Source organism: Mechercharimyces mesophilus, from assembly GCF_059818345.1.
The window spans coordinates 1,086,701-1,101,417 of sequence record NZ_JCBAPH010000001.1 but is presented as its reverse complement, the minus strand read 5'-3'; the positions used below and the strand labels follow the sequence as shown (position 1 = coordinate 1,101,417).

General features: G+C 43.6%; 16 protein-coding genes. 9 read left to right on the top strand and 7 right to left on the bottom strand.

Annotated features, from left to right (window positions below):
- The first annotated feature begins 60 nt into the window (after window positions 1–60).
- Together AC6RGY_RS05575 and AC6RGY_RS05570 are read left to right on the top strand one after the other, a co-directional pair.
- The gene (locus AC6RGY_RS05575; RefSeq protein ID WP_499860356.1) at window positions 61–882 is read left to right on the top strand and encodes an AAC(3) family N-acetyltransferase; all 822 of its coding nucleotides are present in this window, start codon (window positions 61–63) and stop codon (window positions 880–882) included.
- Between the two features lie 358 nt (window positions 883–1,240).
- Window positions 1,241–1,795, top strand: a complete 555-nt coding sequence (locus AC6RGY_RS05570; RefSeq protein ID WP_499860354.1) for a class I SAM-dependent methyltransferase — start codon at window positions 1,241–1,243, stop codon at window positions 1,793–1,795.
- A gap of 147 nt (window positions 1,796–1,942) precedes the next feature.
- Here AC6RGY_RS05570 and AC6RGY_RS05565 read toward each other — a convergent pair whose 3' ends face one another.
- Entirely contained in the window at window positions 1,943–2,959 is a 1,017-nt protein-coding gene (locus tag AC6RGY_RS05565) for a S66 family peptidase (RefSeq protein WP_499860352.1), read from the bottom strand.
- A gap of 87 nt (window positions 2,960–3,046) precedes the next feature.
- On the opposite strand from AC6RGY_RS05565, the gene AC6RGY_RS05560 reads away from it, so the two are divergent.
- Window positions 3,047–4,114, top strand: a complete 1,068-nt coding sequence (locus tag AC6RGY_RS05560) for a Gfo/Idh/MocA family protein (RefSeq protein WP_499860350.1) — start codon at window positions 3,047–3,049, stop codon at window positions 4,112–4,114.
- Between the two features lie 172 nt (window positions 4,115–4,286).
- On the opposite strand, the gene AC6RGY_RS05555 is transcribed toward AC6RGY_RS05560, so the two are convergent.
- From AC6RGY_RS05555 to AC6RGY_RS05530, 6 genes are all read right to left on the bottom strand, one after another.
- On the bottom strand, window positions 4,287–5,150 hold the full coding sequence (locus AC6RGY_RS05555; protein WP_499860347.1) for a TIGR03943 family putative permease subunit: 864 nt from the start codon (window positions 5,148–5,150) through the stop codon (window positions 4,287–4,289).
- A gap of 17 nt (window positions 5,151–5,167) precedes the next feature.
- On the bottom strand, window positions 5,168–6,238 hold the full coding sequence (locus AC6RGY_RS05550) for a permease (protein WP_499860345.1): 1,071 nt from the start codon (window positions 6,236–6,238) through the stop codon (window positions 5,168–5,170).
- 372 nt (window positions 6,239–6,610) lie between these two features.
- Complete coding sequence (gene arsC / locus AC6RGY_RS05545) at window positions 6,611–7,030, bottom strand: arsenate reductase (thioredoxin) (protein ID WP_499860343.1); 420 nt, start codon at window positions 7,028–7,030, stop codon at window positions 6,611–6,613.
- The gene (locus AC6RGY_RS05540) at window positions 7,030–7,680 is read right to left on the bottom strand and encodes an MIP/aquaporin family protein (RefSeq protein WP_499860342.1); all 651 of its coding nucleotides are present in this window, start codon (window positions 7,678–7,680) and stop codon (window positions 7,030–7,032) included. The genes arsC and AC6RGY_RS05540 overlap by 1 nt, the downstream gene beginning before the upstream one ends.
- Before the next feature lie 10 nt (window positions 7,681–7,690).
- Complete coding sequence (locus tag AC6RGY_RS05535; RefSeq protein ID WP_499860340.1) at window positions 7,691–8,023, bottom strand: ArsR/SmtB family transcription factor; 333 nt, start codon at window positions 8,021–8,023, stop codon at window positions 7,691–7,693.
- 99 nt (window positions 8,024–8,122) lie between these two features.
- Entirely contained in the window at window positions 8,123–8,548 is a 426-nt protein-coding gene (locus AC6RGY_RS05530) for a DUF5391 family protein (RefSeq protein WP_499860338.1), read from the bottom strand.
- 231 nt (window positions 8,549–8,779) lie between these two features.
- Here AC6RGY_RS05530 and AC6RGY_RS05525 point away from each other — a divergent pair, with 231 nt between their 5' ends.
- The 6 genes from AC6RGY_RS05525 to AC6RGY_RS05500 all read left to right on the top strand — a co-directional run bounded on the left by AC6RGY_RS05525 (window position 8,780) and on the right by AC6RGY_RS05500 (window position 14,669).
- Window positions 8,780–10,507: a sulfatase-like hydrolase/transferase gene (locus tag AC6RGY_RS05525; RefSeq protein WP_499860337.1), complete on the top strand. Its 1,728-nt coding sequence runs from the start codon at window positions 8,780–8,782 to the stop codon at window positions 10,505–10,507.
- Between the two features lie 106 nt (window positions 10,508–10,613).
- Window positions 10,614–11,015, top strand: coding sequence for an RrF2 family transcriptional regulator (locus AC6RGY_RS05520; protein WP_499860336.1), 402 nt, complete (start codon window positions 10,614–10,616; stop codon window positions 11,013–11,015).
- Window positions 11,016–11,135: 120 nt separating this feature from the next.
- Window positions 11,136–11,786, top strand: coding sequence for a nitroreductase family protein (locus tag AC6RGY_RS05515; protein ID WP_499860335.1), 651 nt, complete (start codon window positions 11,136–11,138; stop codon window positions 11,784–11,786).
- 220 nt (window positions 11,787–12,006) lie between these two features.
- Window positions 12,007–12,909 carry an oxygen-dependent tRNA uridine(34) hydroxylase TrhO gene (trhO, locus tag AC6RGY_RS05510; protein WP_499860333.1) on the top strand — a complete coding sequence of 301 codons (903 nt, stop codon included), beginning with the start codon at window positions 12,007–12,009 and terminating at the stop codon, window positions 12,907–12,909.
- A gap of 176 nt (window positions 12,910–13,085) precedes the next feature.
- Window positions 13,086–13,637 carry a GNAT family N-acetyltransferase gene (locus AC6RGY_RS05505; protein ID WP_499860330.1) on the top strand — a complete coding sequence of 184 codons (552 nt, stop codon included), beginning with the start codon at window positions 13,086–13,088 and terminating at the stop codon, window positions 13,635–13,637.
- A gap of 30 nt (window positions 13,638–13,667) precedes the next feature.
- Window positions 13,668–14,669, top strand: coding sequence for a D-2-hydroxyacid dehydrogenase family protein (locus tag AC6RGY_RS05500; protein ID WP_499860329.1), 1,002 nt, complete (start codon window positions 13,668–13,670; stop codon window positions 14,667–14,669).
- The last annotated feature ends 48 nt before the right edge of the window (window positions 14,670–14,717 follow it).

Genomic DNA, 14,717 nt, shown 5'->3' with positions numbered 1-14,717 from the left:
TTTAAAAGTGAGAGTACAATTTTAATAGTGGTGAAGACACTAATGATAGGAGAGAAAGATATGTCAGAATTAACTGCGATTCAAAAGGCAGATCGACCCCAAACCCGATCGACATTGGCGGAAGATTTGCGGAGTTTGGGGTTAAAAGAAGGTATGACCGTCATTGTTCATTCTTCGATGAGCGCACTTGGATGGGTATGTGGTGGACCGATTGCTGTTGTACAAGCACTGCAAGATGTTCTTACAGAAGAAGGAACACTGGTGATGCCGACGCATACGGCAAACAATTCGGATCCCGCAGGGTGGGAAAACCCACCTATCCCGCAATCTTGGTGGGCCAAGGTACGTGCGGAGATGCCAGCCTTTGATCCGCAGATAACTCCCACTTGTTTTATGGGAAAGATCGTTGAAGCATTCCGTACATTTCCGGAAGTGAAGAGAAGTAATCATCCTATGCACTCATTCGCCGCGTGGGGAAAGCATCGTGATCGCGTGGTCAATCACCACGCATTAGAAGGAGGGATGGGGGAAGAGTCTCCGTTAGGCGTGCTGTATCAATTGGGTGGCTATGTCTTGTTACTCGGAACCACAAACGAGAATAATACATCCATGCATTTAGGAGAACATCGGTCAGGATGTCTGTCTACTGTAACCAAGGGAAGTTCAATCTATGTAGACGGACAGCAAGTATGGAAAGAGTTTATGGAATTGGATTATGATGAGGAACCATTTGGCGAAATCGGAGAGGCATTTATGGAGGAGCACAAAGACAAAGTGAAGGTTGGTCATGTGGGCTTAGCGGAGTCCACCTTGTTGCCTCAGCCGGATGTTGTTGATTACACAGCTGCGTTTATTCGCAGAAAAGCGAAGTTGGAAAAGTAAAACCCATGTGCTTTCGCTATAAGTTGTGCGCAAAGACAAGTAGATCCAGAAAAATTTATTGTAAAACTAGTTTGCAATACAGACTCATATTACTATATACGAAGATGCTACCAGCAACTTCTCTCCTAGGGGGAGGACAACGGGACTAGTTAGCGGATACATCTCTTAAATCGGTCATCCGAAAGGAAAATGGTAGGAATGGATGCGGGAGAATTGCATCATAAACGTCTGACGCATTCAATGGAAGTAGATCAGATTGCTAGGGGAAGAGCGCTTTTATGAACGAAGGCTCGTTTTCTTCACTTTCACTGCTGAGGCGAGAAACAAGAAAGCGTTCCATTGGCTGGGAAGGAGATAGATGATGGAGAAAGAAATCAGGTTAATTGTCGGTGCGGGCACCTTCAACAACAATCCTGATTGGATACATACACAGGAAAATGAACTCAACTTACTTCGAGAGGCGGATTGGTCTGCTCGCTTTCTCCCTGATTCGATTACAGCGATTATGGCGGAGCACGTATGGGAACACCTCACATATGAAGAGGGGTTACAGGTGGCACGAATCTTATCTGTCTACCTGAAGCGAGGGGGGCATTTTCGCTGTGCGGTTCCAGACGGGAATTTTCCCCATGAAAGTTATCAAGAGATTGTCCAAGTAGGTGGACCACCCGGCCAGAGTGATCATCCTGCGGCAAGTCATCAAATGGTTTATACGTATTCTACGCTATCAAACTTGTTGCAAGAGGTAGGATTTTCCGTACGATTACTAGAATACTTCGATGAAGATGGGAATTTTCATTATAACCAATGGGATGAAAAAGATGGACTGATTTTTCGTTCCAAACGGTTTGATCCGCGCAATCGAGAGCAGATCGTTTTTCCCTCGCTGATTGTGGATGCTATCAAGGAATGAAGGTAGGAAGAGACGCTGGCAATTCACTTCTTGCCAGCGTCTCTTCCTACCCGAACCCCTGTAAAGATGAGAGAAATAGAGGCTCGGGTAGGGTGTACTGTGAAGAGCTAGTTGAGATATGTTTCATGATTTCAGGTTTGTGTATAGTTACGGCCTAAAATACTGTGTTAGCTGTCCTTTTCCATCTTTCACTTCTACTTCTGCATAGGCCCCATTAATTAATGTCATCTGTGGTGGAACATGTCCACAGTCGATATCGTAAATTACAGGGATTTGCAGTTCTGATGCTAAATCTTGATAAACATCTTCTAAGTTGTAATCACCAATGGGCTCATTGATGCCACTGCGGCCAAAGAGAAGTCCAGAACACCCTTCGAACCATCCGGCAAGCTTCATTTGTATTAATGATCTACGTAAATCCGCTGTGTTGAGTTCGCAGTTCTCAAAGTACCATAGGAGAGGTTCACTATGAAGGTGTGTCTCTCTAAAGCTTCTTACGTCACCGTAAGATGTCCCAACTAAGTGGCGGATAACATCTATGCATCCACCAAGTATCCGTCCTTCGACAAGAAGAGGTTGTGTGTCTGTCGTCTTCCACTCTGTTGGCTCTGTTAAATGAAAGAGACAAGGAGAGGGGTTATCGTGTTGCCACTGCACCTGGTATTTTTCTGAGGAGAATTGTTGAATAGACTCACCTTGGCTAGTATGTAAAGCCTTCAACCAACGTGCGGTCGTGTCATCCCAGTACTCTCCGCGTAAATCAACCAAATTGGCTCCGTGAGCGGTGGCAATGCCTGTTTTTAAGGTGAAGGCCAATAGCAAAAGGCTGGTATCAGAATAACCCAAAATCCACTTAGCTGGAAACTGTTCAAAATGAATATATTCAAGGATCTCCATTAAAAGCTGTCCGCCCCATGGCGGAATGATGAGGTGGATGGAATCATCCTGCATCATCTGTGTAAGCTCTTGCGCCCGTTGTTGGGCTGGTGCTGATTTGGATTTTGCTTGTGTCCAAGCCGTCTCACCTATTACTACGTGAAATCCTCTCTCTTCGAAACGTCGGCGTGATTCGTGTAATAAGTGATGCAATTCAGTAGGAACTCCAGAGGAGGGAGCGGTTACTCCGATGGTACTCTCCTCTTGTAATAAGGGGTAGCGAATCATATTTGTCCTCCTCGCATCGATTTCGCCTGATTGTACCAGAGGAAGTGGATTTCAACAATACCATGGATGAATAATGGGGGGAGAAAAATGAGAAAATTACGTGTAGGCATCATTGGAACCGGCTTTGGCGCGAAGTTACACCTTCCTGTTTTTACTGATCATCCTGGCTATGAGGTATGTGCGCTCTCCTCCGTACATAGGAAAAGAATAGATGAAATACAGGAGGAAACAGGAGTAAAGCGAGTATATAGTGATTGGAAACGGATGCTTCATGAAGAAGAGTTAGACCTGTTGTCGGTTGTCTCCAATCCACGGGAACATTGCGAGATGACCCTTTCGGCTTTGGAGCAAGGGTTACATGTCTTATGTGAAAAGCCGATGGCGATGGATGAAGGGGAATCACAGCAAATGGTGGAGATGCTTCAGAATAAGGAATGTGGGGGAGCAATCAACTTTGAATTTCGGATGTTACCCGTTCGGAAAAAGATAAAAGAAATCCTTCAATCAGAGCAACTCGGTCGAATTCTACACATCCATTATTTTGTTAGTAGAGGTGGGTATCGACGTGCAGTTGAAGAGCCGATGGGATGGCTGGGGCAAACCTCTTTCGGAGGCGGACTTTTAGGAGCACTTGGTTCTCATATGATTGACTCATTATTGTGGTGGATGGGAGAAGAGATAAGCGAGGTGAGTGGACAGCTAGCCACTCATGTGCCAGAAGACCGCTCCAAAAAAGAGTGGCGGACAGCGGATGATACCTTTCAAGCGATGGGAACGTTTACAAGTGGAACGACCTTCTCATTTGGACTTATTCGCCCGAGCAGAGATGAACCAAGGATCGAGTTAGAAGTCTATGGAGCCGAAGGAACGCTTAGAATGAAAAACGATGAAACAGTAGAGATGAAAAAGGGTGAAGGAGCTTATCAGGTTCTATCCTTGGATGAGCAAATAGAGCCCCCATTGTACATAAAGGATGAGTCGATACGGTACCACTATAAGATCTTTTATCCTTTTGTCGAAGCGATTTATCAGCAACTAGTAAATGGCGAGAACTCACCTATGATTGCGAGCTTCCAGGATGGACATCGTGTGCAACAAGTAATCGATGCCGTTCGACGTTCTCACGAAACGGGAATGCGTCAGAAACTCGTATAATTTTGTACGGCCACTAGGAGAAAAATACCCTGGAGTAGAGCGGTTCTTGTGCACGCTTGGCTAGGATATGAAACAAGCTAGAGCTACTTCGAAATCAAGAAGACAGATCTAGCTTGTTTGTGTTGTAACCAGGAATTGCGATATGGTCTCCTGTTGAACACGATCTTCAACGTCAATAGTTCGTATACACATAGGGATCAACAGGTGCTTTTACTGCTCGATAAGTAGTAGCTACAATTGATGGAAATGCTGAATTATCCATATTGATTTTTGACAAGCTTCCTTCTACCTCGATCCATCTCCCTTCCTTAATAGAGGTATTTTCAGGTAGCTCGACAAAAAGGCCAATTACACTTGCATCTGCGACACAGCAGGTAATCGAGTACCTAGCAAGGAGAAAAGCACCCTCTGGCATATCTTCAGCACGGTAGACAAATCCCATCAAACGTATTTTCTGTCCCTCTAATTGATCATGTTCGAGTTGTATAGTAACGAGACGATCCATGTAGTTTTCCTCATCCAATGTAATGATAGGTGCTGATTGCAAATCTTCCAAAATCGAATCATAATAATCATTCGTTCCTGTCTCTTCTTCCTTTGCGGAGGATTCAGGTTGCCCTTCTGATTCAGGAAGGGTGGGATTTGTTGAATCAGGAGAAGTGTTAGGGGATGTATCTCGTTTCCGAATCTCTTCTTTGGACAATGGATATTGAGTGGTATCTAATGTATCGAGCGAAAGATATTGAATGGCTTTGTTAGAAGCTACTTCACCTCCCAATGCAACGGGAGGGAACAGAAGTCCGATCGTAAGTGGTAGAAGCAGTAATAATTTTCCTCCCCAACCCGTTCCATGCATGGGTGGAGAGTCAAGATACCACACCTGTACCCAACCAAGTATGATCAGAAGAAAAATACCGATCCATACAAAAGGGTTAAGGGATGGGTTGATATATAATTGCATTTCACCATTGACAAACCATTTTATCAAGACAAGTGCAGTACCGAAGCAGATGATTATACGTAAGAAAGCTCCCAATTTTCATCCTCCCTTTGTCATTCATATATCATGATCCAGACGGTTGTGAAAGAAAACGTCAGAATGATCGTTCCCAAAAACAGAATGATAATGGTTCTTCTGCGAAAACTTCCACTCATCATTAAAAGGTTTTTTAAATCCATCATCGGTCCAAATACTAGAAAAGCGAGTAGAGGACCAGTTCCAAGAGTAGACCGAAAAGAAGCGGCAACGAATGCATCTGCTGATGAACACAAAGAAAGTCCAAATGCCAGGGCTATCAGGAGAAGGAGAGAAAAACTTGTTCCCAAAGTAAGATCGCTTAAAGGTCCTAAGCCGATAAATACTTGAAAACCAGAAGCGATCAATGCACCTGTAATGAAGTATTTTCCCATGTCCATAAATTCAAATATTCCATGATAAAGTGCATGAGTGAGGGGACTCATTCCCTTTCTCTCATCACTCCTATGTCTTGTTGTTTCCTCTTCATTTACTGATGATGAGTGATGGTTACAAGTAACGGAATCGTTTGAGCTTTTGAGAACATCTATTTTTAAAAAAAGGAACAGCATCCCCATGGATATAGCGATCAACGCCCCCATACTTCCACGAGACAGGGTGATGTGCCATTCTTGTCCGAAGGCAAGATAAGTGGAGAGGAGAGTAATAGGGTTGACGATGGGAGCTGCTAAAAGAAAAGTAATAGCTAAGTAGGATGGGAGACCCTTTTGAATAAGGCGACGGGTAACCGGGACGATCCCACATTCACAAACAGGTAGAGCCAGTCCCATTAATGCTGTCAGGGGAATTCCGAGCCATGGATATCGGGGAATAATACGCCAAAGTGTTTGTTCGTTGACGTAAGCCTGAATCAAACCTGAGATAAGGACGCCAATTAAGATAAAGGGTATTCCTTCGATGAAAATACTGAGAAATAGTGTGATCCAATCTTGAATGGGCACTGGAAGAGGAGGTGAGTGAAGCGAGTCCCATAAATGAGTAGATGGCCAAAGCCAAAATTGGGTTCCGATACACAGAGCAAACACGAGTAATATTAAAATGCCTACCCAATCATGAGAACGGTTCGTCGGCCTTCTAGACCTTTCCATCTTCATTCCTCTTTTCTCTCAATATTTCGGCTTTGATACGCGTATTCATAGTAGAGGATAACTCTGATTTTGATGTGAACTTTCATAGTTAAACTAAGGTTTACTTCAACTTATCTATCGACTTCTCCTTTTAATTCGATGATTTAAAAAATAATCATTACGATTTACTTATGCAGGAATGCTATTATTAATGATTATTTGTAGATCGTAAAGAAGAATAAATCTCATTAATAAACCCCTTGCAAATAAATGCGAGGGGTGAGCTGAATACTCCATGAGATGGATATAGTCTTTTGTTTGTCATTTATTTTGCTATGGAGGTGTCAATCAATCTAAGCTTACTCCATCGATACTGTTTTTGTTCTCCTTCGATCAGGTGACTCTTGCAAACTGTCGAACACGATCTTCTATGTCATCCCGTACTCGCTGAAAAACTGCCCACTTTTCTTCGTCTGTTCCATGAGCTTTAGCAGGATCGTCAATCGCCCAATGTTCTTTTTTGGTTTGAGGAGGAGTGGTGGGACAGCGATCGTTGGCATCTCCACATAAGGTAATCACATAATGTGCACGGTGGAGTAATTGTTTGTCGATCTGATCGGAGGTTTGCAAAGAGATATCTATTCCTTTCTCAGCCATAACTTCAACCGCGTGAGGATGGAGTCCATGCGCTTCTATTCCCGCGCTATATACTTGAAAGTGCTCCCCCAGATATTTCTTTCCGTACCCTTCGGCCATTTGGCTACGACAAGAGTTTCCTGTACATAGAAAGTAGACAATCTTATTATCTTCCATCAAACTTCCCCACTTTCGTGTAAGTATTGATACATCCATGTTGCTAGTAAGCCACCTAAGACGGGGGCAATCAAATAGACCCATAAGGAATCTAGATTCCCTGAGACAAGAGCCGGGCCGATGGAGCGCGCAGGGTTCATCGATGCACCGCTAATGGGTCCCGCAAACATTGCCTCTAACCCAACGATTGCTCCAATCGCCAGCCCAGCAAATGATTTGATCGCTTTCCCATGAACGGAAGAGCCAAATATGACGATCATCAAGGCGAAAGTTAGAATGATTTCCAAGACAAAAGCCTGGTGCCAAGAGGAACTGGGTAGGGTTGCACCCAACTGCGCGCCGTTTTCCAAAACAAGCGAGACTGTCATACTAGCAGAAATGGCTGCTATCGTTTGAATACAGATATAGAAGAGTGCTAGCCTTCCTGAGATCTCCTTATGGAATAAGAAAGAGAGTGTAACCGCTGGATTAAAATGAGCTCCAGAAGTATGTCCAAAGGTATAGATCATTACCATAACAACAAGCCCAAATGTTAGGGCAACCCCTACATGGGTAAGGCTATGTGTTTGTTCATTTACGACAATGGCTCCCGTTCCAGCAAAAACCAGAAAATACGTACCGATAAATTCAGATAGTAATTTTCTCTTCATGGAAACACCTCTATCGACAAGTCGCTTTTAACCCTTTGTGTCTTAACTGTTCCATCTCCTGTGAAACATTTGGGAGAGCATCAAAACAAGCGGCGAGAAAAGGATAGGCCGTAAGGTTTAAGGAGTAGATCACCCACTGGCCACTTCGCCGCTCTTGTACCAACTTCGTATTCTTTAATTTACGCATGTGTTGAGACACAGCCGGTTGTGTCATCTGTAAGACTTCGACCAACTCACATACACATAAAGATTCTTCTTTTAGTAGCGATAGGATATGTAATCGCGTCTTATCTCCCAGTGCTTTATGACATTCTGCTAGTTGCTCTAAATTTAACTTTGACATGGACGATCACCTCATTATTATATAAGCATAAGCTTATATGGTTGTCAAAGTATATGTGAAAAATAGAGATGAGGTACAAGTAGGTAAACTGTACCCATACTATTTCCCTTCAGCGTAGATAGTTGATGGAGCAGACTGAAAAGAAACGATATACCAGCCGATATTTACGATTAAATTTGCGACACAAATTGTCACCATGGTGAGTAATGTCAGGGTGAGGTTTTGGCTTATGGTAATAAAGCAGGTTATGCCAAGGAAAGCGATGATGTTGAGTAATCCCATCCCACAGAAAACAGCCATAACATAGCGCATGGCCTCGATACCTAATCGATAGATAATAAGAGGGAGAAGGTAGAAAAATAGGATGATTCCAAGGGTTAACCACATCCCAATCGAACCAAATTGGTCGGCTTCTGGTTTCAGTTCCGAGAGAGGAGAAAGATACGAAACAACGATCATTGCGCAATGAAGCACTGCTGAAATGATTGTCATAAGAGTGACCTTTGATTTTCGATTGTCAGGCATTCTGATTTTCATCCCTTCCGGTAAAAGAGTTTTGATTACCAATGTTTACATAATGGCCTTTCTCAGTATAACACATGATGAAAAATCTAGATTCATATCCTATTAAAAGGAGGATCTCATGGGAGGAATGTATGTCGGGCTTAATCCTTCCCAACCAATAGAGATACGAAGGACATACCCCTCTTCTTTCAATCATATAATCTTCTAACTCATGATGTAAGAGAGGAGAAGATGCTCGTGTCTCGTCGTCCTAACTTTCTACTTTTTGTTGTAGATCAAGAAAGATATCCTCCCGTCTATGAAGCGGAAGATGTAAAAGCGTGGCGAACAGCCAATTTAAAAACACAAGCAATCCTTCGCGAACATGGCTTGGATTTTCGTCGTCATTACATTGCAAGCACCGCTTGTTGCCCCAGTCGAGCCTCTCTCTTTTCCGGTCAGTATCCCTCCCTACACGGTGTTAGTCAAACCCCTGGGGCTGCGAAGGGGAGGTTTGATCGAGATATGTATTGGATGGACCCCAATACCGTGCCCACTTTGGGTGATTATTTTCGACAAGCGGGCTACCAAACGTACTACAAGGGGAAGTGGCACTTTTCCCAAGCGGATATCTTAATACCGGGCACGCGTGATCCTTGGTTGACCTATTCTGAAAAGAATGGAGTGCCTATTCCTGAGAATGTAGAAGACTATCTAGCGGCCAATCGGTTGGACTCGTATGGATTTTCAAATTGGGTGGGTCCGGAGCCGACGGGAGGAAACCCTCGCGATACAGGTTCTTCGGCAGCTTTTGGTCTGAGCGGGCGAGATGTGGTATATGCAGAAGAGATTGTTCATCTCTTGCGTGCATTGGAACAGCAAGCAAATCGGCCAGAGGAGAATCGGCCTTGGTTCATCGTGGCTTCTTTTGTCAATCCACATGATATTGCTTATTACGGGTTGATCACTCGCGCGATTCCCACTTACAACTTTGATGTCTTACCTGATGTTCCTTCTGTCCCTCCTTCTCCTACAGAAGGGGAGTCGCTGATGTGGAAACCTCAGGCACAGCAGAGTTACCGAGATGTTTATCCGTTCGCCGTTCAGCCTATGTTTGATACTTCTCATTACCGCAGGCTCTACTATTCTCTGCAGCAACATGCAGATCAAAATATGTTGAAGGTTTATCAAGCTCTACAACAGTCCACCTTTTACGATAACACCTACGTATTGTTTACCTCTGACCATGGTGAACTGCTCGGCTCACACGGAAACCTCTATCAAAAGTGGTACCAAGCTTATGAAGAGACGATTCATGTTCCCTTCATCATTCATCATCCGATGCGTATAAAGAAATCATGCACGGACCGTTTAACCAATCACGTTGATATCGTTCCTACTTTGCTTGGACTAGCCAATATAAACGAAGAAGAGGCTCGTATGGAGTTGTCCAAAAGTCATGTAGAGACGCGTCCCTTAGTAGGGAGGGACTTATCTACCTTAGTAACCAATGAAAAGATAGACTCTCTTACCGGTTTAAATGAGCCCATCTATTTCATGACAGATGATGATTTCACTAGGGGAGAGAATCAAGTGAGTGTAACGGGCATTCCGTATGCCTCAGTCATTCAACCTAATCATATTGAAACGGTAATCACCTACCTGTGGACAGGAAATTCCCAGGACCGGGAGTTATGGAAGTTTAGCCGCTATTTTGACGATCCGAGTTTCTGGAGCGAGCCAAATCAGTTAGATCGAACGAGTATTCCGCCTATGCCGAGGAAAACAACATCTTGTTCTTGGCGATGTACTTATGTGAAGAGAAAACCTGTACCTAGCCAATTTGAGATGTACAACCTGAGTAAAGATCCATTAGAAGTCTACAATCTGGCTTACATCAGCTCCTATCGTTCAGTTTTTGCTGTCCTTTTTTCTCTTCTTCGACGAGAAAACCAAAGCAAGCGCCTCTCTCCAAATTAGCATAGAGAAAAATAGAGAAAAGTGGTAGGGTATTGGATCGTCAGTTTTTCTCAACGTTTCTATCAACCCCTTATTGTATGGTACACTATAAGGGAGGTGACAGAAGATGACTAACACACGTTGGTTCTGTCATGCCCTGCAAGCCCTCATTTTATTGGCTCAACATGGTGGTATTTGTCCAAGTGCTGTAATGGCAGGAAAATTGGATTCTCAATCCACTTATCTAAGAAAGATTCTTCCTTTGCTTGTAAAAGCCAATCTGATTCAAGCGAAAGAAGGGAGAGACGGTGGATATTTCTTAGCCAAGCCTGCTACAGAGATTACCGTGGCTGATGTTTATGAGGCGATCGGGATGGAAGATCCGATCGCAAAGGGGCTTCGTGATTTGTCTGCACATCCTTGTGGATCGGAGCAAGCAAAAGGAAAGCTTGCTCAGCTTGGACAAGGTGTGGAGCAAAGCATGTTAGCAGAACTAAAAAAGAATACGATTCAAGACTTCATTGAATAAAAAAATGCACATCGCGTATGGATGTGTATTTTTTTATCTTAAACTGATCTTGACGAAAGAACAGTTAAGTACTATACTGTTCTTGTAGCGAACACAGTATAGAAATTGGAGATGAAATCAATGGCACAACCAAACAGTAAACAAGATAATAACACGAGCTTTCGTCGTTTAGCTAGTGATAGAAAATCTGTTCGTCACTATGACCCTGAATTTAAGATAGAAAAAGCAGAGATTGAAGAGCTTTTAGAAACAGCCACGTTGGCACCTTCTTCTTCCAACATGCAATCCTGGCGGTTTCTCGTTATCCAGGAGCAAGAGTTACAAGATAAACTACTCCCTCTCGCTTATAATCAACAACATGTTACTGATGCTTCTGCTGTGATTGCTGTATTTGGCGATCTAGAAGGATACAAACGAGCAGATGATATCTATGGAATGATGGTTGATAATGGTACCATGACAGAGGAAGTTAAAAATGAAAACGTGAAAAAGAGTCTAGAATTATACGGAAGCGTCCCTCAAGAATTGTTGACGGGTGTCGTGATGATTGATGGCGGATTGGTTTCTATGCAATTGATGCTAGCAGCCAAAGAAAAAGGGTACGACACTGTACCAATGGGTGGTTTTGATCGGGAGAAATTTGTAGAAGCGTTTCATGTTCCACAGACGTATGTTCCGGTTATGCTCATTGCCATCGGAAAAGGAATACAAGATGGATTTGACAAAGTTCGTCTTCCGCTAGAGGAAGTAGCTACCTGGAATCAATTTTAAAGAAAGAAAAGTGTATAGGAATCTTCACTCTTATATGATTGCGAGAAACTGATCCAGACCCCCATGAGGGTTTGGATCAGTTTCTTTTAGGTTTGGATTTACGAAGAGGGGAGGTCTCCACCATTTGGCCAGGCTTTGTCTGAACGAACGAGTTTCACATCCTTAGCCTGGAGGTGGTATAATAGTCAAAGAGATTTGTTGTAGAAAGAGTGATCCAAAGATGACAAAACCACAAGGTTATCAAATTTTACTTTACTATAAATTTGTACCGCTTGCCGATCCAGAAGCTTTCCGAGAAGAGCATTATGCACTCTGTGAAGAATTGGGCTTGAAAGGGCGTATTCTCGTCGCTTCGGAAGGGATGAATGGGACCGTATCTGGAACATATGAGGCGACACAAAAATATATGGATGCGATGAAAGAAAGCCCGCTCTTTCATGATATGACGTTTAAAATTGATGAACATGAAGGGCATGCCTTTCACAAGCTATCTGTTAAAGTAAAGAGCGAGCTTGTTACCTTTCGCTTTGCGGACGATCCTGATCCAAATGCAGAGGGCGGGGATTATTTGTCACCGCAAGAGTTCTATGAACACCTGCAACAAGAGGATGTGATTGTCCTTGATGGGCGTAACGATTATGAGTATGATATCGGACACTTTCGGGGAGCGATTCGCCCAGAGGTAAGTACCTCACGTGAGTTTGAAACGTGGATTCGGGAAAACTTGGCTGACAAAAAAGATAAAAAGATTATTAGCTATTGCACGGGCGGTATTCGCTGCGAAAAAATTACAGCCTTTATGCGAAAAGAAGGCTTCCAAGATGTGGCTCAATTGCATGGTGGGATTGTCTCCTATGGAAAAGATCCAGCTGTGAAGGGCAAACTATTTGATGGTAAATGTTATGTCTTTGACGAGCGTATCTCTGTACGTATTAATCAAGAAGAGGATGCGATCATAGGCAAATGTCATCACTGTGGAGAGCCTTGCGATCGCTATATTAATTGCGATTACCAGCCATGCCATACGCAACACATCAGTTGCGAAGCATGTGCGGAAAAGCATGCGCACTGCTGTAGTGAAGAATGTATGGAAGCCAATCAGAAATTGATGCAAGAAGCTTAGGAGAGAGAAGTCGCGTATGAGCGTGTTTGCTTATGCGCGACTTTTTTATTGAGGAAGAGAAAAGACCTAAACTATCTTACTTCAGATAATTATTAAGAAATTATATTACGATAGGAATTATTTGTGATAAAATGAAGATTGATCTACCTATTTACATAATAAAAAGTGGTGATAAAATGTCAGACAAATTGCCTATTAAACTAAAATCAAGTGAAAGAGTTTACTTACGACCACCTGAAAAAGGAGATATCGAGTCTCTCTATCAAAGTTATTACAATGAAACGATCCGTCGTCTGGCGGGGACGATCCGAGTCTTGACGCGAGATTCATTGGAAAGTTGGTTAGAACGGATAGGGAAAGAGGAAAGTCGCGTTTTTCTTTTTATCGCTCACCAAGAGAATGATCGTGTGATCGGGGATATCGAGCTATTGGATATTGACCCCCATCATCGCAGTTGCTGGATACGGATTGCGCTGCATCAGGAAGAATACTTTGGACAGGGATATGGAACCGAAGCGATGCGCCTGATGTTGGACTATGCTTTTGGAAACCTAAACCTTCATCGTGTGGAACTAGAGGTATATGACTACAATGAACGCGCGATCAAAGCATATGAAAAGCTTGGTTTTCAAAAAGAAGGAGTGCGTCGAGAGGCTCTATTCTATGATCACGAATACCACGATGTGATTCAGATGGCCCTCTTGGCCCATGAATTTGATCGTTCGTAAGATCTTAGGCAAGAGGAAGGGGAGAATCTTGTGCGCTATCGTTGTGCGATACTAGATGATTACCAAGGAGTAAGTATGAAGATGGGTGACTGGTCACAGCTCGCAAATCAAGTGGAAGTTACTTCGTTTGAAGACCATTTTCACAACGAAGAAGAGTTGATCAGCGCACTCAACAATTTCGAGATCGTTGTCATCATGCGCGAGCGAACCCCCTTTCCGTCATCTGTGTTTGCTCGTCTCCCTAAATTAAAACTCTTAATAACGACAGGGATGCGAAATGCTGCTATCGACTTAGAAGCTGCCTCCGCTCATGGCGTGCTCGTTTGTGGCACAGCGAGTGGAGTGGCTCCACCAGCTGAGCTAACATGGGCTTTAATCCTAGGATTAACCCGCCAATTGGTACCAGAGAATAACGCATTTCGATCAGGGGGACCCTGGCAACAGTCAGTAGGGATTGATTTGTGCGGGAAACAATTAGGGGTTATTGGGTTGGGGAGAATTGGGGAACGAGTCGCTCGTGTGGGACAAGCATTTGGGATGGAAGTGACCGCTTGGAGTCAAAACCTGACGCAAAAAAGAGCGGATGAAGTGGGTGTGCGACGATCCCTGACGAAGTCAGAACTACTGATGAGTAGTGATATCGTCTCCATTCACGTCAAACTTAGTGAGCGTACTCGTGGATTGATCGGCGTAACAGAGCTTAATCAAATGCGGCCCTCTTCCTTTCTCATCAACACTTCACGAGCAGCAATAGTAGAGGAACAAGCTCTCCTCGAAGCTCTTCAAAAAGGGCAGATTGCAGGGGCAGGACTGGATGTGTTTGAGCAGGAGCCTCTTCCATTAGATGCTCCATTACGCATGCTTTCAAATGTACTGGCTACCCCGCACCTAGGTTATGTGACAAAGGAAAATTACCAGACGTATTTTCAAGAAGCAGTGGAAGATATTCAGGCGTTTCTTCGTGGTACGCCTCTTCGAGTAATCAGTTCCCCATCATCCATGAAGGATAAACACCAGCAATACGAAAACTAGTTTGTATCACAAACAAGAGCCTGTAATTACTTAATCTCAAAAAGGAAC

Excerpts from the sequence above, each read along its gene's own strand:
- AC6RGY_RS05540 (WP_499860342.1), bottom strand. The coding sequence starts at position 7,680 with ATGAAGAGAAAATTACTATCTGAATTTATCGGTACGTATTTTCTGGTT.
- AC6RGY_RS05550 (WP_499860345.1), bottom strand. The coding sequence starts at position 6,238 with ATGGAAAGGTCTAGAAGGCCGACGAACCGTTCTCATGATTGGGTAGGC.
- AC6RGY_RS05560 (WP_499860350.1), top strand. The coding sequence starts at position 3,047 with ATGAGAAAATTACGTGTAGGCATCATTGGAACCGGCTTTGGCGCGAAG.
- AC6RGY_RS05520 (WP_499860336.1), top strand. The coding sequence starts at position 10,614 with ATGACTAACACACGTTGGTTCTGTCATGCCCTGCAAGCCCTCATTTTA.
- AC6RGY_RS05530 (WP_499860338.1), bottom strand. The coding sequence starts at position 8,548 with ATGCCTGACAATCGAAAATCAAAGGTCACTCTTATGACAATCATTTCA.
- AC6RGY_RS05565 (WP_499860352.1), bottom strand. The coding sequence starts at position 2,959 with ATGATTCGCTACCCCTTATTACAAGAGGAGAGTACCATCGGAGTAACC.
- trhO (WP_499860333.1), top strand. The coding sequence starts at position 12,007 with ATGACAAAACCACAAGGTTATCAAATTTTACTTTACTATAAATTTGTA.
- AC6RGY_RS05535 (WP_499860340.1), bottom strand. The coding sequence starts at position 8,023 with ATGTCAAAGTTAAATTTAGAGCAACTAGCAGAATGTCATAAAGCACTG.
- AC6RGY_RS05575 (WP_499860356.1), top strand. The coding sequence starts at position 61 with ATGTCAGAATTAACTGCGATTCAAAAGGCAGATCGACCCCAAACCCGA.
- AC6RGY_RS05515 (WP_499860335.1), top strand. The coding sequence starts at position 11,136 with ATGGCACAACCAAACAGTAAACAAGATAATAACACGAGCTTTCGTCGT.
- AC6RGY_RS05505 (WP_499860330.1), top strand. The coding sequence starts at position 13,086 with ATGTCAGACAAATTGCCTATTAAACTAAAATCAAGTGAAAGAGTTTAC.
- AC6RGY_RS05570 (WP_499860354.1), top strand. The coding sequence starts at position 1,241 with ATGATGGAGAAAGAAATCAGGTTAATTGTCGGTGCGGGCACCTTCAAC.
- AC6RGY_RS05525 (WP_499860337.1), top strand. The coding sequence starts at position 8,780 with ATGCTCGTGTCTCGTCGTCCTAACTTTCTACTTTTTGTTGTAGATCAA.
- arsC (WP_499860343.1), bottom strand. The coding sequence starts at position 7,030 with ATGGAAGATAATAAGATTGTCTACTTTCTATGTACAGGAAACTCTTGT.